The organism is Chryseobacterium contaminans (assembly GCF_001684955.1).
GTDB lineage: Bacteria > Bacteroidota > Bacteroidia > Flavobacteriales > Weeksellaceae > Chryseobacterium > Chryseobacterium contaminans.
The window spans coordinates 1-21,762 of record NZ_MAYF01000317.1; the positions used below are offsets into that span (position 1 = coordinate 1).

General features: G+C 36.6%; 19 protein-coding genes and 1 pseudogene. 11 read left to right on the top strand and 9 right to left on the bottom strand.

What is annotated here, in order from left to right:
- Nucleotides 1–111 precede the first annotated feature (111 nt).
- The 6 genes and pseudogenes from BBH99_RS16570 to arsB form a co-directional block, all read left to right on the top strand.
- The gene (locus BBH99_RS16570) at nt 112–684 is read left to right on the top strand and encodes a hypothetical protein (RefSeq protein WP_066698173.1); all 573 of its coding nucleotides are present in this window, start codon (nt 112–114) and stop codon (nt 682–684) included.
- 93 nt (nt 685–777) lie between these two features.
- Nucleotides 778–2,049: a hypothetical protein gene (locus BBH99_RS16575; RefSeq protein WP_123873202.1), complete on the top strand. Its 1,272-nt coding sequence runs from the start codon at nt 778–780 to the stop codon at nt 2,047–2,049.
- Nucleotides 2,050–2,275: 226 nt separating this feature from the next.
- Nucleotides 2,276–3,496 (top strand): TCR/Tet family MFS transporter, encoded by a 1,221-nt coding sequence (locus BBH99_RS16580; protein WP_066698178.1) that lies wholly within the window; start codon nt 2,276–2,278, stop codon nt 3,494–3,496.
- A 157-nt stretch (nt 3,497–3,653) separates the two neighbouring features.
- Nucleotides 3,654–3,980, top strand: a complete 327-nt coding sequence (locus BBH99_RS16585; RefSeq protein ID WP_066698180.1) for an ArsR/SmtB family transcription factor — start codon at nt 3,654–3,656, stop codon at nt 3,978–3,980.
- A gap of 58 nt (nt 3,981–4,038) precedes the next feature.
- Entirely contained in the window at nt 4,039–4,512 is a 474-nt protein-coding gene (locus tag BBH99_RS16590; protein WP_066698183.1) for a DUF6428 family protein, read from the top strand.
- A 79-nt stretch (nt 4,513–4,591) separates the two neighbouring features.
- Nucleotides 4,592–5,299 (top strand): annotated as a pseudogene (arsB, locus tag BBH99_RS16595) (ACR3 family arsenite efflux transporter); the annotation flags it as partial.
- 284 nt (nt 5,300–5,583) lie between these two features.
- On the opposite strand, the gene BBH99_RS16600 reads toward arsB, so the two are convergent.
- On the bottom strand, nt 5,584–6,528 hold the full coding sequence (locus BBH99_RS16600; protein WP_066698186.1) for a hypothetical protein: 945 nt from the start codon (nt 6,526–6,528) through the stop codon (nt 5,584–5,586).
- 305 nt (nt 6,529–6,833) lie between these two features.
- On the opposite strand from BBH99_RS16600, the gene BBH99_RS16605 reads away from it, so the two are divergent.
- From BBH99_RS16605 to BBH99_RS16620, 4 genes are all read left to right on the top strand, one after another.
- Nucleotides 6,834–7,172 carry a Sec-independent protein translocase subunit TatA/TatB gene (locus BBH99_RS16605; protein WP_066698189.1) on the top strand — a complete coding sequence of 113 codons (339 nt, stop codon included), beginning with the start codon at nt 6,834–6,836 and terminating at the stop codon, nt 7,170–7,172.
- A 3-nt stretch (nt 7,173–7,175) separates the two neighbouring features.
- Nucleotides 7,176–7,742 (top strand): phosphatase PAP2 family protein, encoded by a 567-nt coding sequence (locus BBH99_RS16610; RefSeq protein ID WP_066698191.1) that lies wholly within the window; start codon nt 7,176–7,178, stop codon nt 7,740–7,742.
- Nucleotides 7,739–8,551, top strand: a complete 813-nt coding sequence (locus BBH99_RS16615; RefSeq protein WP_066698199.1) for a tetratricopeptide repeat protein — start codon at nt 7,739–7,741, stop codon at nt 8,549–8,551. Before BBH99_RS16610 ends, BBH99_RS16615 begins: the two co-directional genes overlap by 4 nt.
- A gap of 131 nt (nt 8,552–8,682) precedes the next feature.
- A complete protein-coding gene (locus tag BBH99_RS16620) occupies nt 8,683–9,138 on the top strand; it encodes a tRNA (cytidine(34)-2'-O)-methyltransferase (protein ID WP_066698202.1) in 456 nt (151 codons plus the stop codon).
- Between the two features lie 34 nt (nt 9,139–9,172).
- Here the strand turns inward: BBH99_RS16620 and BBH99_RS16625 are convergent, their stop codons facing one another.
- Nucleotides 9,173–9,646 (bottom strand): 23S rRNA (pseudouridine(1915)-N(3))-methyltransferase RlmH, encoded by a 474-nt coding sequence (locus BBH99_RS16625; protein WP_066698205.1) that lies wholly within the window; start codon nt 9,644–9,646, stop codon nt 9,173–9,175.
- 207 nt (nt 9,647–9,853) lie between these two features.
- Here BBH99_RS16625 and BBH99_RS16630 point away from each other — a divergent pair, with 207 nt between their 5' ends.
- Nucleotides 9,854–10,867: a YihY/virulence factor BrkB family protein gene (locus BBH99_RS16630; protein ID WP_066698208.1), complete on the top strand. Its 1,014-nt coding sequence runs from the start codon at nt 9,854–9,856 to the stop codon at nt 10,865–10,867.
- On the opposite strand, the gene nhaA is transcribed toward BBH99_RS16630, so the two are convergent.
- The 7 genes from nhaA to BBH99_RS16665 all read right to left on the bottom strand — a co-directional run.
- Nucleotides 10,864–12,042 (bottom strand): Na+/H+ antiporter NhaA, encoded by a 1,179-nt coding sequence (gene nhaA / locus BBH99_RS16635; RefSeq protein WP_066698216.1) that lies wholly within the window; start codon nt 12,040–12,042, stop codon nt 10,864–10,866. The two genes, BBH99_RS16630 and nhaA, sit on opposite strands and share 4 nt — an antisense overlap.
- A gap of 2 nt (nt 12,043–12,044) precedes the next feature.
- Nucleotides 12,045–14,255: a RelA/SpoT family protein gene (locus BBH99_RS16640; RefSeq protein WP_066698219.1), complete on the bottom strand. Its 2,211-nt coding sequence runs from the start codon at nt 14,253–14,255 to the stop codon at nt 12,045–12,047.
- Between the two features lie 110 nt (nt 14,256–14,365).
- Nucleotides 14,366–14,734 carry a hypothetical protein gene (locus tag BBH99_RS16645; RefSeq protein ID WP_066698222.1) on the bottom strand — a complete coding sequence of 123 codons (369 nt, stop codon included), beginning with the start codon at nt 14,732–14,734 and terminating at the stop codon, nt 14,366–14,368.
- A 674-nt stretch (nt 14,735–15,408) separates the two neighbouring features.
- On the bottom strand, nt 15,409–17,337 hold the full coding sequence (gene acs, locus BBH99_RS16650) for an acetate--CoA ligase (protein WP_262487208.1): 1,929 nt from the start codon (nt 17,335–17,337) through the stop codon (nt 15,409–15,411).
- A gap of 88 nt (nt 17,338–17,425) precedes the next feature.
- Nucleotides 17,426–19,312: an AMP-binding protein gene (locus BBH99_RS16655; RefSeq protein WP_066698223.1), complete on the bottom strand. Its 1,887-nt coding sequence runs from the start codon at nt 19,310–19,312 to the stop codon at nt 17,426–17,428.
- A 61-nt stretch (nt 19,313–19,373) separates the two neighbouring features.
- Nucleotides 19,374–19,733, bottom strand: coding sequence for a response regulator transcription factor (locus BBH99_RS16660; protein ID WP_066698225.1), 360 nt, complete (start codon nt 19,731–19,733; stop codon nt 19,374–19,376).
- A 9-nt stretch (nt 19,734–19,742) separates the two neighbouring features.
- Nucleotides 19,743–21,762, bottom strand: a 2,020-nt coding sequence (locus tag BBH99_RS16665; RefSeq protein ID WP_066698229.1) for an ATP-binding protein, incomplete at its 5' end; no start/stop codon positions are given.

Below are 21,762 nucleotides of genomic sequence, written 5' to 3' on the forward strand. Positions count from 1 at the left end.
AATAGGCATTTTTTAAATGTTGTATAGTAATAATGATTTTGGTTGAAAAAGATCAAAAAAATATAGAATTATGTAGTAAATTATTATATATTTACATAAAACAAAACAAAAATGAAATTCGAAAAATTATTCGTGGCTGCGGCATTATGTGCTGGCAGCGTTATTACTGCGCAGACAGGAATTGGGACTTCCACCCCTGATAAAAGTTCTGCTTTAGATGTTACCGGCACCAGTAAAGGTGTATTAATCCCCAGAATTTCTGATCTCACTACAGTAGCCACTCCAGCAAATGGTTTATTGGTTTATGATCTTAAAAGACAGGCATTAACCCAAAACATCGGAACTCCTGCCAGTCCTAACTGGGTTCCCATCAGTGGAAACATCGTTAAGTTCTTCTACATGCCTTCTATAAGCATTGATACTTCTACGCTGGGAACAGGTAGAACGTTGGATTTATATCAATTGTATAAAACACAGTTCTCAACTCCGAAAGTAACAAGTACGGGAGCGCCTGCGGCCATTCCTTTCTTTGTGAATGCTACTGATCTGTATTATTATGTAACGGATTTCGATGGAAGTGTTTTAAGGAATGTAAGTATTGATGCCAATGGTATTCTGCGTTATGATGTAGTAGGAACCGCTACGGCATGCTCGTTCGTTAATATTGTATTTGTAATCAAATAATTTTAAGTGACATCAATAGTCATTGCAATCATCCCTGATTAGGTAGGGATGAGTATTATTCCGTGTACAATTAACAGCTTAAAATTATCAATGATGAAAACAAATTCAATATTACGTTATGCTCTTATAATGCTATTCTTTCTGGTATCAGGCAAAATGCTTTCTCAGGAAATGGTTTCATTGCCAATGGGTGGTTGTGGAAGGTTATTAGACACTAATACTTCTGCCCAATATGCTAACTTTATTTCCTTCTTGCCTCCATGTGCAAAAATTGGTGCTGTTGCAGTCAATGCGAGCAATATGACAGATATAGATGTCAATTCTTATGCTTCTTTGAAACCAGGAATAGGTGCTGGGATATGTCCTATTTATGTAGGAGTAGGCACTACAGGCAGCGATTTTCCCGCAAATAAACCAGTATATATAGATTTTTCTTCTGAAGGATTTAACTTCAATGCCAGTTTTAATGATGCCAGTTTTAGATTTTATAATAATGGCAATGAGGTGTATTCAACCCCTGTTGGTGGGCATTTTTTCTTTGATTTTGGAGATAGCCAGAGCCGAAAGATTATTAAAGTTATGCCGAACGTAGCTTGGGATGAAATCAGATTATCTTATTCTGACTTTGGAATTGGCTTTACTTTCAATGAAATGAGAGTGTATAATGTTCTTTCAGAATATTATATAGACCCAATGACCTATCTTTCTCAACCATCAGACAGAACGGTTCCGGTAGGGGGATCTACTACGATGACGGCTGTTATCAGTAATACAGATATTGATGAAACACCGGCTAATGTTACCTATCAATGGCAAATATTAAATGGCTCTACATGGACGGATCTGGCTAACGGAGCCAATTATAGTAATGTGACGGGTTCAACACTTAATATCAATAATATTCCTGCAGGATTTAATAATAACCAGTATAGAGTAGTGGCTAAATCCAGCTTCTATACCTGTTCATTTCAGGCAAATTCAAATGTGGGAAGACTGTTTGTGAATGCGGTGAACAATCCTGGAACCATTGGAACCGATCAAACGGTTTGCCTGGATATCAATGCTGATCCGGCTGCGTTTACGGTAACAGCAGCGGCTCAGGTAACCGGAAATGCAGAATATCAATGGCAGAGTTCAACAGATAATGTAACGTTTACAAATATCACCAATGCTACGGCTGCAACATATGATGCACCGGCTGTTGCTCAGACTACTTATTACCGCCGTGGCGTAAGATCAACCCTTAATGGAAATGTTACCGCTTATCAATACAGTAATGTGGTAAAAGTTACTCTGAAGAAGAGTTGTCTCATCAAATGTATCATCACCAACCGTATGATTACTGCGAAACCTAATAGTAATTAGTACAATATATTCATTTAATTGTAGAAAGGCCTGTTTCATATTCGTTTGAAATCAGGTCTTTTTATTTTATGATTGCCGGATCTTTAATTTTCTGTGGTTTGAGTTGTTGGAAATAATATAAAAACACTGTGTTTTTTAACAGGATTCTGTGAGTCAGTATTATACTTCTTTAATATAGTGCAATTTAGAACCATTATTTTTAAGATTTGATTAATTTTGCACCATCATGGAAAATTCAAAGAAAAAAGCAGCTATAGGCTTTATATTTATTACTTTATTGATTGATATTACGGGATGGGGGATCATTATTCCTGTGGTTCCTAAATTAATTGAAGAGTTGATTCATGCAGATATCAGTGAAGCTGCAAAATATGGGGGCTGGCTGGGGTTTGCCTATGCATTTACACAATTTATCTTTTCTCCGCTGGTTGGAAACCTGAGTGATAAATATGGGCGTAGACCTATTATTCTGATCTCACTTTTCGGATTTGCCGTAGATTATATTTTCCTGGCGCTGGCTCCAAGTATCTGGTGGCTGTTTCTGGGAAGAATCATTGCAGGGATTACCGGAGCAAGTGTAACCACTGCGAGTGCTTATATTGCAGATATTTCTACAGATGAAGACAGGGCAAAAAACTTTGGACTGATAGGAGCAGCCTTCGGTTTGGGCTTTATTATAGGACCAGTTTTGGGAGGAGTTTTAGGACATTATGGGGCAAGAGTTCCTTTTTATGCGGCGGCAGGCTTATGCCTTCTTAATTTTCTGTATGGCTATTTCATCCTTCCTGAAAGTTTAGATAAAGACAAAAGAAGAGAGTTTGACTGGAAGCGAGCCAATCCTGTAGGATCTTTCAAATTCTTAGGAAAACACCCTGAAATTTCAGGGCTTATTACCGCATTAATCCTGATCTATATTGCAGGGCATGCTGTACAGAGTAACTGGAGTTTCTTTACCATGTATAAATTCAACTGGACAGAAAGGATGGTAGGAATTTCGTTAGGTGTTGTTGGATTACTTGTTGGTTTGGTACAGGGACTTTTAATCAGATGGACTACCCCAAGATTAGGAGAGCAGAAGAGTATTTATTATGGCCTTGCCTTATATGCTATTGGAATGCTATTGTTTGCTTTTGCTTCAGAAGGTTGGATGATGTTTGCTTTTTTGGTTCCATACTGTTTAGGAGGAATTTGCGGACCGGCTTTACAGTCAGTAATCACGAAAAGTGTACCTTCTAATGAACAGGGTGAACTTCAGGGTGCACTAACCAGCTTAATGAGTGCTACTTCAATTATTGGTCCTCCAATGATGACTAACCTGTTTTATTTCTTCACTCATGATGAAGCTCCATTTAAATTTTCAGGAGCTCCGTTCTTCCTTGCATTTATTTTGATGGCTATTAGTGTTGTCATTACTTATTCTGCTTTTAAGAAAAAACCAAAGATTTAATAAGGTTGAATTTTTAATTGTAGAGGGACAAATCATTTTTTTACATCCTCTGATTCCTCTACTTTAAGTAATCAGAGGATGTAAAAATTAAAATTAATAGTTTTTTCTTTTTTTGATAAATATTTTATCGTAATATTGCGATATAATTATTGAACCTATGGGAGTAACTAAAACGGATCATTTCACAGATGAGCAAAACAGGATCGCTATCATTGCAAAAGCATTAGGCCATCCTGCAAGAGTTGCTATTATTGAGTACCTGTTGAAAGTAAATACCTGTATTTGCGGAGACATTGTGAATGAGCTTCCACTAGCACAGGCCACAGTTTCACAACATCTTAAAGAATTAAAGAATGCGGGCCTAATAAAAGGAAATATTGAAGGAACAGCCATCTGTTATTGTATTGATGAAAATACCTTTGGAATATTAAAAGATTATTTTTCAAAGATAATACTGACTGTTTCCAATCAGAAATGCTGCTAGGCATTTTTTTTATTCAAATATATCGTAATATAGCGTTTAACCAATAAATAAAAAGACTATGAAATTATCTGAAATCAAAGAAATTTTGTCAACACTGGACAATGTGGAATTTCAATTAGAAAACGGAGCTTTTGTTCCTGAGCATTTTCATGTTACAGAAGTAGGAACTGTAATAAAACATTTTATTGATTGTGGTGGGGTTATCCGCCATGAAAAAGTGGTTAATTTTCAATTATGGAATGCCAATGATTTTGAACATAGATTAAAACCGGGGAAGCTATTAAATATTATTAAATTATCGGAAGAAAAACTGGGTATTGAAGATGGTGAAATTGAAGTGGAATATCAAAATACAACAATTGGTAAATATGATTTAGAATTCAATGGAAGGACTTTTGTTCTTAAAAATAAAACAACGGCCTGCTTAGCTCAGGATGCATGCGGTATTCCTGCAGAAAAGCAGAAAGTAAGTTTATCAGAACTTTCTTCAAATAAGACTTCTTGCTGTACTCCAAATTCCGGATGCTGCTAAGTTTAAATCACTCAAAATAATTAAATGATGTACCCTAAACTATTAGAAACAATTGAGTTATTAAAAAAACAGGAAATTAATGATTGGTTTAATTCTGATTGGCTTGGCAAGGTGTATTGCAATGGTACTCGTCTGGAACGATTTAGCAAAAGGTAATCGTGAGTATGGAGCACTATTGGTAGCTTTAAACAGCCTGTTTCAAGTACTCAGTTACAGTTTTATGGTTTGGCTTTTCATTAATATTCTTCCCGAAAAATTAGGATTGGCTAATTTTAATATAACAGTATCAATGGGAGATGTTACGGAAAGTGTTTTTATATATCTGGGTATTCCTTTCATAGCAGGTTTTTTAAGCCGATATTTCCTAATCAGGTTAAAAGGTTCGGAATGGTATAACAGGAAATTTGTTCCCTGGATTTCCCCATTTACTCTGCATGCTCTTTTATTTACGATTGTAATCATGTTCAGCCTGAAAGGGGATAAGATATTAGAGTTACCATTAGATGTTTTAAAAGTAGCTGTACCGTTGATCATATATTTTGTCGTGATGTTTTTGGTAAGCTTCATGATAAACAGGTCATTCAAAGTTCCTTATGATAAAAATGCTTCCATAGCCTTCACAGCAACAGGTAATAATTTTGAATTAGCAATTGCCGTATCTATTGCTGTTTTTGGAATTCATTCCCCGCAAGCATTTGTTGGCGTGATCGGACCGCTGGTAGAAGTGCCGGTTTTGATATTACTTGTAAAACTAAGCTTATGGTTAAAAAAGAACTATTATGTTTGATGGTAAATCATAAACTGAGTTGATATTTTCGTGATTTTCCCGAAAATTGAAGAAATATAAATATGTAAGACGAATCTCAGAATGATTCAAAATTAGGAGAATACTTTCAAAGAATTCACTAATGTCATGAAAAATCTGGTTTTTCAAAGGTGAATGAAAAGGCTGCTGAACTTCTGAAGCAGAAAGTATAAAACAAACTGCTATTTGATTATAATTATATAAATAAAATAAAGGGAAGCTGCCGGCTTCCCTTTATCATTTTTAAAATTTTATATTCTATGAAACTAAGGATATAATGATTTGTACCCATTGCTTACCATATTACTGCCCAATCCTGAGAATGATATGGAAAACTTACTTGCATTAAAGCTTAAAGATCCGGTTGGAGTACAAAGTCCCAATGCATATTGACATTGCCCGTAAGCACCAGTTTTTCTGGTAATCCTGCTTTCACTTTTTGCTTTTCCCAAGCTAATGTTAGCCCAGTCATTAACATCAGCGTTTGATACTGTTGAACCAGTATAGTATATCGTAATCTGATAACCCATTTCACCCCTTTTAGAGCCCCAAAGCCAGCTTGCCGTCCACCATTCCTTATACCATTTAGAGGATACTTTTGCAACTGCTGCATTTGAATTTTCTACAGTTCCTCTGGTGTCCATCACAATCAGGCCTCCAAGAACATTATCCCAGATAATTCCGGAATCATTATAGAAACAAAGACTGGTGAATTTTCCATTTTTGTTGCTCCAGATCACTTCCATAACGTTGGTTCCTGTTTTTATTTCCTCAGTCGCCATTTCTTTCAATCCGGTTTGGGCCATAGTAAGATCATCCCCTGCATAAAGATCACCAATCCTTCCTAATTTAACCGTAGAAAGGTCCATAAGATTTCCTACTGCAATAAATTGGTCTTTGTCAGAAATAAGACTTTTTGAAATCTCAATCCCTTTTTGTGTTGAGATTTGTCCAATCACTCTTACACCGGCAATCTGTAAATCACTTTTCAGGTATTTTTCAAGACTCTTTTGTGATTCATCTAGTTGAATCTGTACAGTACCGGGAACAGTTTGTGAAATAGAAACGGTTTCTTTTTGTAAATCAGCAGTGGTAATTTTAGCCTGAACCGTTTCCTGTTTTGTGATTTCATTGCTGTCATCACTACAGCTGCTAAGTGTTAATACCGATAATACGGCCATAAGTTTAAAGGCAGTAACTAATTTTTTCATAATATTTTAATTTAGGTTGTGTGTAGTAAATATAATTAAATGACAGGTAATTCTCAAAGTTTTGAATTAATTATTTGTTAATTTGATGGTAATTGGTGTTTTATAGGGTGATTTGTGAAAAATATAAGAGGAGAAAGATGATAGATAATAGACCGGTAGGAAAAAATTGGAGACAAGGGTAGACAAGGGAAAGGTACACCAACCTTAAACCTTAAACCTTAAACTTTCTCTGTCCAAAATCTTAAAATTTGTTTAAATTTTTAGTTTACGGCAAATAAATGTATAATCTTTTGTAATTTTACAGCATGGAATTAAGCATTGGAGAAATGGCATTGATTGCAGTAGCAATCGTTGTATTATTCGGTCCGGATAAACTGCCTCAGATTGCGCGTGACTTAGGCGCAGGCGTTAGAAAAATGCGTGGTGCAGTGGAAGATATCAAAACTGAGATCATGAAGGAAACAGATAACCCTGTTTCTGAAATTAAACGTGAAATTGAGAAAGTAAAAGATGCTGCCAAGGATTTTAATCCAATGAAGGATATTGAAAAAGATATTCTTACAGAACCTGCTTCTACAACTCAGGAACCTCCCAAACCAAAGCCCGCCGATGATGAAACTTACGAAGGGCCTGTAAGCAGATAATGTATGGAGGAAATTATTCAGGAAGATAAGCAGGTATTCCTATACCTTAATAATTTGGGCGATCCGGCCTTTGATCAGTTTTGGATGCTGATATCCAGCACATGGATTTGGGTGCCGCTTTATATTATATTCCTTTATTTTTTATACAAAAATTACAAACTAAAATCTTTAGTTTTTATCATTATATTTTTAGCGCTTGGGGCAACAGTTTCAGACCAGCTGGCAAGCGTATTCAAATATGGAGTGGCAAGGCTGAGACCATGCCATGATCCTAGTTTGGAGCATTATATGAGAATTGTGAAATGTGGTGGGCAGTATGGATTTTATTCCGCGCATGCATCCAATACATTCTTTTTAGCCTCCTTTTTAAGTATTTTGCTTAAAAATAAACTTAAATGGTTTCCTTATGCTATATTTGTATGGGCTATAGTGGTTTCCTACAGCCGAATATATTTAGGAGTGCATTTTCCAATTGATATTTTGGTGGGAGCGTTTGTTGGATCTTTATTGGGAGTGATATTTGGTGCACTCGCCAGAAAAGTAATCAACAAACAAAATATAACTTCATGAAAAAATCTTTATTAGTTTTAGCTTCCCTTAGTTTCTCATTAAATGTCTTTGCTCAGGATAAAAAAATGGCTGAGGAATGTTTTAAAAAAGCTGATTATAAATGTGCTGAAGAGCAATATTCCAAACTGGCAGAAAAAGAACAGATCCGAAAAATTCAATCAGAATATTATAACTATCTCGGAACATCGCAAAGAAGATTAGGAAAGACCAATCTTGCTTTTAAGTCGTATGACATGGCTTTGAAAACCAATCCAATGTCTGTTGCTGTCTATGAAAATCTTTCTTCACTCTACAGCCAGAAAGGAGATAAGAAAAAAGCATTGGAATATATTGAAAGCGGGCTTAAGGTGAATGACAAAAGCGCTGATTTATATCTTACCCGTTCCAAGATCTATGAAGTTCAGGACAAAAAAGATTTGGCTAAAGCAGATCTTAATCATATCCTGACCTTTGCACCGGATAATATCTTTGCCAAGACAGGATTAGCCAATCTCAAAAAAAATAACGGTGAGCTGGATGATGCATTGAAGGATTATAACAAACTTATTGCAGAAAAACCGGAATCATTATTATATAGCGGAAGGGCAGATGTTTATTCCAGAATGAAAAAAAACAAAGAAGCTCTTGCAGACGTTAATAAAGCAATTTCTATTGATCCGAAATTTGCCCAGGCCTATGTAACAAAAGCAATGATTTTATTCAATACAGCTAAACCAAAAGAAGCCTGCGAAAATCTGGATAAAGCTGTTAATTTAGGCTATGAAAAAGCGGTATTAGCTGAATATTACGCTAAATGTGTTAAAAAGTAATATTCATCCCATTACAATACTTTTTAAAAGGATTGTTTTTTATATTGAAATCATTATAATCATCAATAAAAAACAGCTGAAGATAATTTTACAATCAGATTCAGCTGTTTTTATTCATATAAAAAATAGACATGTTAAATGTTGTTCTTGTAGAGCCCGAAATTCCAAATAATACAGGAAATATCGGACGTTTATGTGTGGGTACGGAATCTAAACTGCACTTGATTCATCCCTTTGGATTTGTAATTAATGATAAAAACCTGAAGCGGTCCGGGTTGGATTATTGGGTACATCTTGATGTTACAGAATATGCCAATATAGAAGAATGGATAAGCAGCGTTCCTGATCCGTCCCGTGTTTTCTTAATGAGTTCCCATGCCGAGAAATCATATCTTGAAAATGACTTTCAGGATGGCGACTGGCTTGTTTTCGGGAAAGAAAGCGTTGGATTGAGTAAAGAGGTTCTGAATCAGTTTGAAAACCATTTAACCATTCCGATGTCTAAACTGATCCGAAGTTTTAATATTGCCAATTCTGTAGCTTTTGTGATAGGAGAGGCCAAAAGACAGATCGGTTTAAAAGGATAAGCCGGTTCCTTACAGTTTGAAAAATAAGTGACTTTTAATCATTATGATAAGGCTTTCCCTGGAGGATCTGATCTGCACGGTAAAGCTGTTCCACAATAAAAAGACGGATCATCTGATGGGTAAAAGTCATTTTAGATAACGACATCTTTTCATTGGCCCTGTTATACATATCTTCTGAAAAACCATAAGCACCTCCAATCAGAATATGTACTTTTTTAACGGAAGAATTCATCCATGTATCAATTTTCTGTGAAAATTCACGGCTTGTAAACTGTTTTCCCTTTTCGTCCAGGATAACAACAAGATCATTTTTATCAATATGATTAAGGAAAAGCTTGGCTTCCTCTTTTTTAAGAAGATCCGATGAAAGGTTCTTAGCATTTTTAACATCAGGAATCTCAGTGATTTCAAAATTCCAGTGTTTAGGAAGGCGGTTAAGATAGTAATTAATCAGGGATGTAATTTCCTTATCATCCGTTTTGCCGATACAAAGTAAACTGATTCGCATTGTAAGAAGTTTCAGGCGGCAAAGATAAGATTTTATGTCTAAGGTTTAAAGTTTGCAGTTCGATGTTTGGGATTCTGTGTCATTTAAAATCACAAATCTACTTGTGAATTTTTCTGTTTCACGTTTATTCTCTATTAAGTTTACAGGTCCTTTTCTTTCATTTATTTAATTTAATTCCCCTACCTTTGTAAAAAGACAAGCAAATAGATGGGTATAAAAGTTCCTAATTTTATCCTGAAGGTTCAGGCATTTTTTGATGACATCCATATTCCTGTTCTGGGAATATCACTTTGGCAGATGTTTCAGATCTATATCTCCGGGATCTTTAAAGGGAAGATAGGACGAAAAGCGGCTGCTATTTCCTGGAGCTTTACCATAAGTTTATTCCCTTTTATCCTGTTCCTGCTTTCCGTACTGCCTTATATGCCGCATTATGATAAGTTGCAGTTCTATATTTTTGATGTGCTGATGCACAATGTTTTCCCATCCAATATGGAAGGAGATGTAAGAGGTTATATTGAAACCAATATCATCCCCAATATGAAAGGAATCAGTAATCTGACAATCGTTCTGGCGCTCATTTTTGCCACAAACGGTACTTTTTCCCTGATTAACGGATTTAATGAAAATACAGAAGAAAAGCTGAGTGATGTAAAGGAATTTATCCTTTCGTTCTTTATCACAATTGGCTTTATTACCATTGTATTTTTAACGCTTTTCGGAGTCTATTATGTAGAGGTTGTAATGAAGCTTTTTACCCCTGCTTATGATGTAAGCTGGCTGGTAGATAATCTTTCCAGTATTATTGGTTTCGTTTCTTTTCCGCTGTTTTATTTTATCCTTTTAACCTTATTTTACTGGCTGGGAACGGTAAAGATTACAAGATTCAGACAGGCGGTTCCGGGAGCAATTCTTACCACAGTATTATTTGTGCTTACCACCTATATTTTTGCGATCTATGTGAAAGATATAGCCCGCTACAACGTTCTTTACGGATCTATTGGAAGCATGATCCTGCTGATGGTTTGGGTGAATGTGAATGTTTACCTTTTACTTTTCGGAAATGAGCTGAATATGGCGATCAGAAAGCTTAGAATAGAAAAGCTGCTGTCCGATGAAATTCAGAAGGAAACCGTTAACTACTATACTCCTGTTACAGAGCCGGATTTTGAAAGCGATGAAGAGCATCGTAGAAAGCTGGAAGACCAGAAAAAGAATTAATCTTCTTCCGGTTCCATATTTTCTTTAGAACTTACACTTAAGATGGTGAATCCTAGAATTGCTGCAATAAAAGAAGCTATCAGAATGGCGAATTTAGCTTCATCCTGAATTATAACTTCTCCTTTAAATGATAATAAGGCGATAAAAATAGACATTGTAAATCCGATTCCTGCCAAAAGACCAACACCAATCATCTGGGTCCAGTTGCTGTTTTGAGGTAAAGAACTAAGCTTTAATTTAATGGCAATTAAAGAGAATAAGTTAATTCCAATGAGCTTCCCAAGAACCAATCCGCAGATAATTCCCAATCCTAAAGTACTTGTAACCCCTGCTACCATTTCACTTGAAAAAGTAATATTGGTATTGGTTAAAGCAAAAATAGGCATAATCAAAAAGCTGACAGGAATATGAAGCTGGTGTTCCAGTTTTTCCAATGGTGAAATTTCTACATTTGACGCATTGGTAGGAATTGAAAAGGCCAGTAAAACACCTGCTATAGTGGCGTGAATTCCGGAATGATGCAGGAAATACCATAAAAACAATCCGGGAATAATGTAAAATATTGTTTTGGTAACTTTTAAAAAGTTTAAGATAAACAGCAGGGCTGTCACTCCAAAAGAGAGTAGAAGATAGCTCCAGTGGATCTGGTCTGTATAAAAAATAGCAATCACCAGGATCGCTCCAAGATCATCTACAATAGCCAATGCAGCCAGAAATATCTTGATTGAATTAGGGATTTTCTTCCCCAGCATTGAAATAATAGCCAAAGAAAAAGCAATATCTGTTGCCATCGGAATTCCCCAGCCATTGCTATATTCCGTCCCTGAGTTGAAAATACTGTAAATAATCGCGGGTACCAGCATTCCGCCTACCGCTGCAAAAATGGGCAGTGAGGCATTCTTAAAAGAAGAAAGTTCACCCTCTACAAGCTCTCTTTTAATTTCCAATCCTACCAAAAGGAAGAATATGGCCATCAGACCATCATTGATCCAGATACTCACAGGATAGTTCAAGTCAAACAGATGAGTTCCAACCTCTTTGTCTAAGAAGTTCTGAAAACTTCCGGCAAGAGAAGAATTGGCAATAACTAATGAAATAAGCACACAGAAAATAAGAATGATTCCTGAGGCCTGGCTGTTGTTGAAAAATTTTTTAAAATAAAGTGATAAATTCATGTTTATGATTGTAGTCGTCTCACTCTTGAGACTCCATTAATACTCTTGAGCTTTTTGAAGGTTTCCTCCAATTGCCCCTTATTCTTGACTTCAAGATTAATGTTTCCTGTGAAAACTCCGTTGTTGGATTCAATAGACATACTTTTCATATCCATTCCCATGCTTCCGCTGATGACGGTTGTAATATCGTTAATCATACCCATTCTGTCAAGACCTTCAATTTCGATTTTTACTCTGTTTTTGAAGCTTTCAGCATTTACCCATTTGGCTGGAATGACACGGTAGTCATATTGTGCCCTAAGATTAATGGCGTTCGGACAGTTATCGCTGTGTACCTTGATTCCATCAGAAATGGTAATGAATCCAAAGATTTTGTCTCCTGGAATTACCGTACAGCATTTTGCATAGCTATAATTCAGTTTTTCCTCATCTTTTCCAAAAACGATCATGTCAAGGTTTTGCTCTTTCGGCTCCTCGAAGTGAACATTTTTAGATGGAGACTTTCTGAATCTGGAAAGTAAGTTGTTGAATACGTTTTTACTTTCAATATATTTTCTTAAGCTGCTTGCATCCAGTTCATTGCTCTGGAATTTAAGGAAAAGTTCCTGGGACGATTTTAAATTAAAGAACTTTTGCAGTTTATTGATCTCTTCATCATTGAAATTGATTTTAGCATGACGAAGCTTTCTTTGTAAAATTTCTTTTCCTTCATCTACCAGCTGATTTTTCTGGGAGTTAAGGTAGCTTTTAATCTTGGATTTCGCTTTAGAAGTTACTACAAACTCCAGCCAATCCGATTTAGGCTTCTGATTCTGAGACGAAAGAATATCCACCTGATCTCCGTTTTGAAGCACATAGGAAATAGGAACCAGCTTTCCGTTAATTTTAGCACCCAGACACTTCATTCCCAGATCGGAGTGAACCGAAAAGGCAAAATCCAGCGCTGTTGCATTGGTCGGAAGGATCTTAATTTCTCCTTTTGGAGTAAATACAAACACTTCTTTTGAATAAAGATTCAGTTTGATATTATCTAAAAGCTCAGAGGTAGAAAGGTTTTGCTGCTGTTCAAGTACCTCACGGATCTCTGTAACCCATTTTTCAAAATTACGGTCATCGGAACTTTGTTTGTAGCCTTCTTTGTATTTGTAATGTGCTGCAACCCCTTTTTCAGCAATCTCATCCATTCGTTCCGAACGGATCTGTACTTCAATCCATTTTTTGTCAGGACCAAGAACGGTTAGATGTAAGCTTTCGTATCCTGTAGAACGGGGTTGGGTAATCCAGTCACGCATTCTTGAAGGGTTACTGTGGTAAACATCCGTAACAATGGAGTAAATCTTCCATGCCAGGAATTTTTCGTTCTTGGCATCCGACTTATAAATGATTCTGATGGCATAGTTGTCAAAAACTTCTTCAAAGGAAACCCCTTGCTTCAGCATTTTTCTGTAAATGGAAGAAATAGCCTTTGCACGGCCTTTGATGGTGAAATTTAAGCCCTCTTCCTTCAATCGCTCAGAAACCTCCGTTTTGAATTCCTCAATATACCTTTCACGGCTTTCTTTAGCCAATTCCAACTTCTCCGTGATTTCATTGTATACCTCAGGATTATTGTATTTCAAGGAAAGGTCTTCCAGCTCGGATTTGATATTATACAACCCCAGACGGTGAGCCATAGGAGCATAGATGTAAACCGTTTCTGAAGCAATTTTTTTCTGCTTGTCCGGAGCCATGCTTTCCAGCGTCCGCATATTGTGAAGACGGTCTGCTATTTTGATCAGAATTACTCTGAAATCTTCAGACAACGTCAACAATAGTTTTCTATAGTTTTCTGACTGCACAGAGATATTCTGATGATTCATGATGGATATTTTGGTTAATCCATTCACGATACTGGCGATTTTTTCGCCAAAGATTTTTTTCAGATCCTCGTAAGTATAGTCGGAATCTTCAATCACATCATGCAGCAACGCACAGGCAATGGAAGTAGCTCCCAGACCTATTTCCGTCGCTACAATTTTGGCTACAGCGATAGGGTGGTAGATGTATGGCTCCCCAGACTTTCTCCTTTGGTCTTTATGTGCATCCAATGCAATATCGAATGCTTTCCGGATAAGTTTGTTATTTTCCTCATCCAGTGTTCTGTATGTATTAGAAATCAGATCCTTATATCTTGCAAGGATCTCTTTGTTCTCTTGTTCTAAATCGTAACTCATTTGTGCAGATGCCTATAATTAGACGAAAATACGAAAATTTTTGCTTTTTTCAAACATAAAAAATCCGTAGCACGCACTACGGATTTCCGGTTATTTAGTTTTATATTGATTTAGAATTTTACCTCTGAATTCATACCGTCACTTGCGGTTTTAATTTTAATATCAGGGCTGTTGTGGATTTCGGCTCTGTTTCTGGCATCAATGTACTTTTTAATTGTATCATAATTAGCCTGATCGATGCTCATATTTTCGAATAAATAAGTTTTAATAACAGCATTTTGCATGAAAATGTTCCGGGCACTATCTGCCTGGCTACTGTCCTTTACCGCCACACTCGCCAGGTATTGGGAGCCGTTACCTGCTTCACTGTTAAGGTATACAATGTAATCAGAACTAGGAATTCCTGAATTTTCCAGATCACTCTCAAGCTTTTTGTAATCGCTATGGTGCTCAAATAGCCCAGCTAATATATTTGACATAATTAATGGGTTTTAAAGTTGTGATTAAAGTTAATGAAAATTTTCTTATTTTTTTGATATAAATACAATAAAATTTATCTATTAATATTTTATCTATAATATAATGTTAAAATATTTGAAAATATCTATTGAACATGCGTTTGGTTTTGTAGATTTATTAATTTTTTTGATAATTCTCAGGAATAATAAGGATTTATAAAACCTTCTGATAAAAGCAACTGTGAAATTTTTTTGCTATTTAACTCTAATTTTTTGATTTGGATTAATTTATTGCTCACACAGATTTAATAATTTCCGGATATATTTTGTGTTCTGTTATTTCTGAACGAAGCAAAGCGAAGAACCTCTTGGATTTCTTGATATCTATGCTTAAACTTGCAAATATTCTTTAACGCAAAGGTTTTAAAGTATACTTGTGTTATATTTTAGTGAGCAAAGGAGGGAGTCAAGTCAATGCAATTGATTCTTTCTAAGCGTGAATATTCTGATGTTCCTCCTGCTTCATAAGCGACTTGTAGCCTCTTGTTTCCTACAGTATATCTCCGTAGTTATAACACAATCATCTGCATAATCTGTGAAATTTGCGAGAGTTTTTTGAATTATACTTAATGATAAAAAAAGAAGAGATCATTTCACAAGGAAATGATCTCTTTATTATATGATTTGAAATTCAATTAGATTCTTTCGTTTTTAATTTCATCTACAATTTCAGGGTTCAGTAAAGTGCTGATGTCTCCAAAGTTACTGAAGTCTCCTTCTGCAATTTTTCTAAGGATTCTACGCATGATCTTACCGGAACGTGTTTTCGGAAGCCCTGAAACGAACTGTATCTTATCCAGTTTGGCGATAGGCCCAATCTGGTCGGAAATCAGCTGATTGATTTCTTTCTTTAGATTTTCCTTATCGCGGCTTTCCCCGGTTTCTTTAAGCATTACATATCCATATAAAGCATTTCCTTTAATGTCATGAGGGTAGCCTACGATAGCGGACTCTGCAACAGCAGGGTGTTGGTTAATACTGTCTTCAATAGGTGCGGTTCCCAGATTATGTCCGGAAACGATGATAACGTCATCTACACGACCTGTAATTCTGTAATAACCCACTTCGTCTCTTAAAGCACCGTCACCCGTGAAATATTTTCCAGGGAAAGCAGTAAAGTAGGTTTCTTTATATCTTTGGTGGTCGCCCCAGATAGTTCTTGCGATTCCCGGCCATGGAAAACGGATACACAGGTTTCCGGTTACCTGGTTTCCTGTGATTTCATTACGTTTATCGTCCATGAGAACAGGTTGAATACCCGGTAAAGGAAGAGTAGCGTAAGTAGGCTTGGTAGGGGTAACGAAAGGAAGTGGTGAAATCATAATTCCTCCTGTTTCAGTTTGCCACCAGGTATCAACAATCGGGCATTTTTTCTTTCCGACATGATCGTTAAACCAATGCCATGCTTCATCATTGATAGGCTCTCCTACAGAACCGATCACTTTTAAAGAACTCAAATCATGTTTGTCTACCCATTCTGCACTTTCTTTAGCTAAAGAACGGATAGCTGTAGGCGCAGTATAAAACTGGGTGATCTTATGTTTCTCAATCACTTCCCAGAAACGGTCCGGTTCAGGATAGGTAGGAACGCCTTCAAAAATCACTGTAGTGGCTCCGTTCAATAATGGGCCGTAAAGAATGTAAGAGTGACCGGTGATCCAGCCAATATCTGCAGTACACCAATAAATATCGTTTTCCTTATAATTAAATACATTTTTAAAGGTATAGGCTGTATATACCATGTATCCGGCGCAGGTATGAAGCATTCCTTTAGGTTTTCCTGTAGATCCGGAAGTGTAAAGGATGAAAAGAGGATCTTCAGAATCCATAATCACCGTTACGAAATCAGGTGAAGCTTTTTCATACAGGTCAGCCAACCAGTAATCTCTTCCTTCTTTCATTTTGATTTCGTTGTGGGTTCTTTTAACAACCAGCACTTTTTCAACGGTTGGAGTCTTTTCCAGTGCTTCATCAACAATGCTTTTCAGGTCCAGAAGTTTGCTTCCTCTGTAGCTGCCATCGGATGTGATAACCATTTTTGCTTCACAGTCATTCACTCTTGAAGATACAGCAGAAGCAGAGAATCCGGCAAAAATAACGGAATGAACAGCTCCCAATTTAGCACAAGCCAGCATGGTAACGGCAAGTTCCGGGATCATTGGAAGATAAATACATACTCTGTCTCCCTTTTCAATGCCCATATCTCTTAAAACATTGGCTGTTTTATTGACGCGGGTATATAATTCGTTGTAGGAAATATGCTGCGCTTCTTCTTTGGGATCGTTAGGTTCCCAGATGATGGCTGTTTTTTCTCCTCTTATGGCAAGATGTCTATCCAAACAGTTTTTGGTTATATTGAGCTTGGCATTTTTGAACCATTCGATTTTAGCTTCATTCATGTCATACTTAACCACCTTGCTCCATCGCTGATACCATACAAAGTTCTGATCGGCTACTTTATCCCAGAATTTCTTCGGATTTTTGATAGACTTTTTATAATCTTCAAAATATTGTGGTAAATCTTCTATTAAGTAATTTCTCATATCCCTTTTGTTTTTTGAAATTTGAATTGTATTGATATTTGTTTTTGACTTTAAGTTATTGGAGTAATTTAAATCAAAATGATATTTAAATATATGTTTAATTTTTTGGTTAAGCCCTATATTCAAGGATCTTTTCCTGGATTTCTTCTATAATTTTTTCATCATCAATCGTAGATGGAATCTGAAAATCTTTTCCGTCCAGTAATGTTCTGATAAGCTTTCTTAAGATTTTTCCGGACCTTGTTTTAGGTAAACGTTTGACAACCATTGCGTTTTTCAGAAAGGCTACGGCGCCAATCTTTTCGCGGACCATTTGGATGATGTTCTTTTCCAGTTCTTCCTCGGTAATGATGGCTCCATTTTTTAAAACAACAGTTGCAAAAGGAATCTGGCCTTTTAAATCATCGTCAATTCCTACCACTGCGCATTCTGCAACATCTGGATGTGAGGAAACGATTTCTTCCATTTCTGAGGTGGAAAGCCGGTGTCCGGCAACGTTGATTACATCATCCACTCTTCCTGTGATAAAAATATAGCCGTCTTCATCCTGTATAGCACCGTCTCCTGAGAAATAATATCCTTTGTATTGTGATAAATAGCTATTCTCAAAGCGTTCGTAATCCTTCCATATTCCCAGCATTGCGCCTGGTGGGAGAGGAAGTTTTATCACTAAATATCCTTCATGATGTGGATCTAGTTCAAGCCCGTTTTCATCAAATATTTTAATATCATATCCTGGAATAGGTTTTCCTGCGGAGGCCCTTTTGATTTTATAATTCTCGTCAAAAGTTAATAATCCAAGCATCGGCCATCCGGATTCTGTCTGCCACCAGTGATCGATAGCCGGAACACCAATATGTTCAGCAAACCAATCCAGAGTGGCAACATCACATCGCTCACCGGCAAGGAATTGTTTCTTGAAGTGTGTCAGATCATATTTTTTAACCAATTCACCATTAGGATCCTCTTTTTTGATAGCCCGGATGGCTGTAGGAGCAGTAAACATAACGGAAACCTTATATTCTGATATGATTCTCCAGAAAGTTCCTGCGTCAGGGGTCATAATAGGTTTTCCTTCAAAGACAATCGTTGTATTTCTGTTGAGGAGTGGTCCATAAACGGAATAGCTGTGTCCTACAGCCCATCCAAAATCCGATGCTGCCCAATAGGTTTCTCCAGGTTCTACACCATAGATATATTTCATGGAGAACTTTAATGCTGTAGCGTATCCACCGGTATCCCGAACAATTCCTTTAGGTTTCCCTGTGGTTCCGGAGGTGTAAAGCAGGTAAAGTGGGTGAGTGGATTCTACAGGTACACAATCAGCGGGCGCTGATTTTTGAACCAATTCTTCATAATCAATCAACCCATCAAACATTTCATCCTGATTATCTACTAATTTCCTGTTGTAGACGATAATGTTATCTACTTTATCCTGAGCCAGTTCAATGGCTTTTTCTACCAAAGGGAGGTAAGGGATTCTTTTAGCAATTTCTATTCCTGCAGTGGCTGTGATTAAGACTTTAGGCTTACAGTCGTCAATTCTTACCACTAGTTCGTGGGGAGCAAATCCGCCGAAAACCACATTGTGAATAACACCAATTCTTGCACAGGCAAGCATGGCAAAAAGAGTCTGAGGAATCATAGGCATATAAATAACTGCTGTGTCTCCCTTTTTTAATCCTAAAGAAATTAATCCGCCTGCTAATTTTGAAATCTCCTCTTTAGCCTCATTGAAGGTGTAAATTTTCTTCTGGCCTGTTACGGGGGAATCATATACAATGGCATTCTGGTCTCCAAAACCATCTTCAATATGTCTATCAATGCACAAATAGCACATATTCAGTTTTCCATCAGCAAACCACTGTGGATAGCCGTTGGCGTCATTTGAAAGAATTTGTTGCGGGAATTCAAACCATTGTATGGCTTCAGCTTGTTCTTTCCAGAAGGCTTCTTTGTTTTCTATGCTTTGTTTAAATAAAATATCAGTATTCATGTCAATAGTGTGTTTGGTTTTTTATCCTTGTCAAGGTTTTAAACCTTGACAAGGATTTTCTTTAAAACATTTCTTCAATCTGCTGCATCAGTTTTTTTATAGAATAAGGCTTTGTTACATAGGCATCAGCGCCCATTTCAAGCCCTTTTTCAATATCTCTCGGATTGTTTTTTGCACTCAGAAAGATCACTTTTGTATTTTTAAGTCTGTCATCCTGTTTGATGAGGTCTAAAGTGCTGTATCCGTCAAGGTTCGGCATCATGATATCAAGTAGGATAACGTCCGGAACCATTGTTTTTAAAAACTCAAGAACTTCTGTTCCGTCACGGGCGATATAGACATCGTAGCCGTTCTTTTTAAAGCTGTATTCCAGCGACATTAATATTTTGTGTTCGTCATCGGCAATGATTATCTTTTTCATAAATGCTTTTTAAAGGTGTTCAACTTCATTTTTAATCTCGTTTATTATTCTGTCAGGAAGGGTGATGGTAAACGTTACCCCGAGTCCGCTGTTTTCTGCTTTGATACTTCCTTTGTGGGCTTGTATAATCTTTTTTGAAATGGCAAGTCCAAGTCCGCTTCCTGTAGGTTTTAAAATATTCTGGTTCTTGGATTGGTAAAACTTGTCAAAAATCATTTCCAGATCTTCTTCAGGAATATGTTTCCCGGTATTGAAAATGGTAATAACCAATTGATTTTCCTTTTCAAATAATTTGGTCTGTATTGTTCCTTGTTCATCCGTAAATTTTAAGGCATTCCCCCAAATATTCTGGAGAAGCTGGATCATCCTGGCCTCATCATATTCAAAGATAACCCGGTTCAGGAGATTAACTTCGCTTAAATGGATGTTTTTCTGCTGTATCAGATGCAGAATAGGGTTTAATGCTTTTTTATAAGTGTCAAGAATATTATTTTGTTGAATATTCAAAGAAATCTCCCCATGCTGAAGCTTATCAAGATAAAGAATGTCGTTGATGATCTCACTTAACCGGTCAGATTCTGTGATGATATTGTTCAGGAACTCCTGTTTAATTTCAAAAGGAATGTCATCATCGTCAGCCAGGATTTCCCCGGCTGAACGGATTGCTGTTATTGGTGTTCTTAGTTCATGAGCAACAGAATCCAGGAAGTCATCCTTTTGACGGTCTTTTACGATCAGGTTTTCATTGGCGGTTCTAAGATCGTCAGATAGTTTCTGTAATTCTTCAGACTGTTCTGTAAGTTTTTTATTTAGGCTGATATTTTCTTTAGATTCTTCAAGAATGTTCAGAACTTCCTTCAGAGATATTTTATCTTCCTTGGTTACGCCTTCAATAAGAATTTTAGCAGAAGCTGTTCCTATTCTTCCTGCCAGAAGGTTTTCTGAAAATTTAATGAATCTTGAATCGGCAGTTTCTGTTTTAGAGTCGATATTATATTTTAAATTGAAAATTCTCAACGCCTGTTCAGTCTTGTTTTTACCTAAAAATCTTTCCAGGATATTCTGAATATCCGAAATATAGGCAGTTCCTCTCCAGATAAAAGCATTTTCGTGGTTCTGGATGTATTTGTCAATATCTACATAGAGTTCAGCGAAGTTTCTCTCGCGGTAATTTCCTTTGGTGCTTACGGAGATAATCGTAAACAAACCTGTATTTACCAGAATCGACCAGAAAAAAATCTGTGGAATTCTTCCCAGATAAGAAATTGTGAAGAAATTGAAAGAGTTGTACATATCTCTTAAAACCCCTTTGAATTCCTGATTGTAAGAAAAATAATACTGAGGGATAATCAATCCGAAATAACAGATCGCTAATCCGGCTGCCAATCCAATTACAGCGCCTTTATAACTTCCTCTTCTCCAGAATATAGCTCCAAAAAATGCAGGTGCCAATTGTGCAATTACCACAAACGAGATTAATCCTACGGAATCCAGCGATATTTTTAAAATAAAATATTTATAGAACACAAAAGCCATGATGATCAAAGCGAAGATGCTGAATTTTCTTATATTGGTGATGCTTCTTGTATTTTGTGTTTCATTTTCAGATTTCAGTTTTCCAAGCAAGCCGTAAGGAATGATGAGGTTGTTGGAAAGCATGATGGATAAAGTAATGGCAGAAATAATAATCATAGAAATGCATGAGCTCAATCCGCCAAGAAAAACCAAAACGGTGATTAAAGTATTATCAAAATGCTGTGGAATTAAAATAGAATAGAACTCCGGATTTACTTTTTCACCATCAAAAATCAATCTTCCGCCCCAAGCAATCGGGAAAATGAATATGGTGAAGATCAATAGATAAAGCGGAAAAAACCAGATTGCCGTTCTGATGTGCTTTTCCTGTCTGTTTTCAACGATAGCTGTGTGGAATTGTCGGGGTAATATGCAGATAGCTGTTGCTGAAATCATACATAAGACCATCCAATTCATCGCACCTTCAACGCCATTAAACGTATTTTTTTCTTTA

Excerpts from the sequence above, each read along its gene's own strand:
- BBH99_RS16575 (WP_123873202.1), top strand. The coding sequence starts at position 778 with ATGAAAACAAATTCAATATTACGTTATGCTCTTATAATGCTATTCTTT.
- BBH99_RS16625 (WP_066698205.1), bottom strand. The coding sequence starts at position 9,646 with ATGCGAATCAGTTTACTTTGTATCGGCAAAACGGATGATAAGGAAATT.
- BBH99_RS16645 (WP_066698222.1), bottom strand. The coding sequence starts at position 14,734 with ATGTCAAATATATTAGCTGGGCTATTTGAGCACCATAGCGATTACAAA.
- BBH99_RS16600 (WP_066698186.1), bottom strand. The coding sequence starts at position 6,528 with ATGAAAAAATTAGTTACTGCCTTTAAACTTATGGCCGTATTATCGGTA.
- BBH99_RS16630 (WP_066698208.1), top strand. The coding sequence starts at position 9,854 with ATGGGTATAAAAGTTCCTAATTTTATCCTGAAGGTTCAGGCATTTTTT.
- BBH99_RS16590 (WP_066698183.1), top strand. The coding sequence starts at position 4,039 with ATGAAATTATCTGAAATCAAAGAAATTTTGTCAACACTGGACAATGTG.
- BBH99_RS16570 (WP_066698173.1), top strand. The coding sequence starts at position 112 with ATGAAATTCGAAAAATTATTCGTGGCTGCGGCATTATGTGCTGGCAGC.
- BBH99_RS16580 (WP_066698178.1), top strand. The coding sequence starts at position 2,276 with ATGGAAAATTCAAAGAAAAAAGCAGCTATAGGCTTTATATTTATTACT.
- BBH99_RS16640 (WP_066698219.1), bottom strand. The coding sequence starts at position 14,255 with ATGAGTTACGATTTAGAACAAGAGAACAAAGAGATCCTTGCAAGATAT.
- nhaA (WP_066698216.1), bottom strand. The coding sequence starts at position 12,042 with ATGAATTTATCACTTTATTTTAAAAAATTTTTCAACAACAGCCAGGCC.
- BBH99_RS16620 (WP_066698202.1), top strand. The coding sequence starts at position 8,683 with ATGTTAAATGTTGTTCTTGTAGAGCCCGAAATTCCAAATAATACAGGA.
- BBH99_RS16610 (WP_066698191.1), top strand. The coding sequence starts at position 7,176 with ATGGAGGAAATTATTCAGGAAGATAAGCAGGTATTCCTATACCTTAAT.
- BBH99_RS16605 (WP_066698189.1), top strand. The coding sequence starts at position 6,834 with ATGGAATTAAGCATTGGAGAAATGGCATTGATTGCAGTAGCAATCGTT.
- BBH99_RS16615 (WP_066698199.1), top strand. The coding sequence starts at position 7,739 with ATGAAAAAATCTTTATTAGTTTTAGCTTCCCTTAGTTTCTCATTAAAT.
- BBH99_RS16655 (WP_066698223.1), bottom strand. The coding sequence starts at position 19,312 with ATGAATACTGATATTTTATTTAAACAAAGCATAGAAAACAAAGAAGCC.
- BBH99_RS16660 (WP_066698225.1), bottom strand. The coding sequence starts at position 19,733 with ATGAAAAAGATAATCATTGCCGATGACGAACACAAAATATTAATGTCG.
- BBH99_RS16585 (WP_066698180.1), top strand. The coding sequence starts at position 3,654 with ATGGGAGTAACTAAAACGGATCATTTCACAGATGAGCAAAACAGGATC.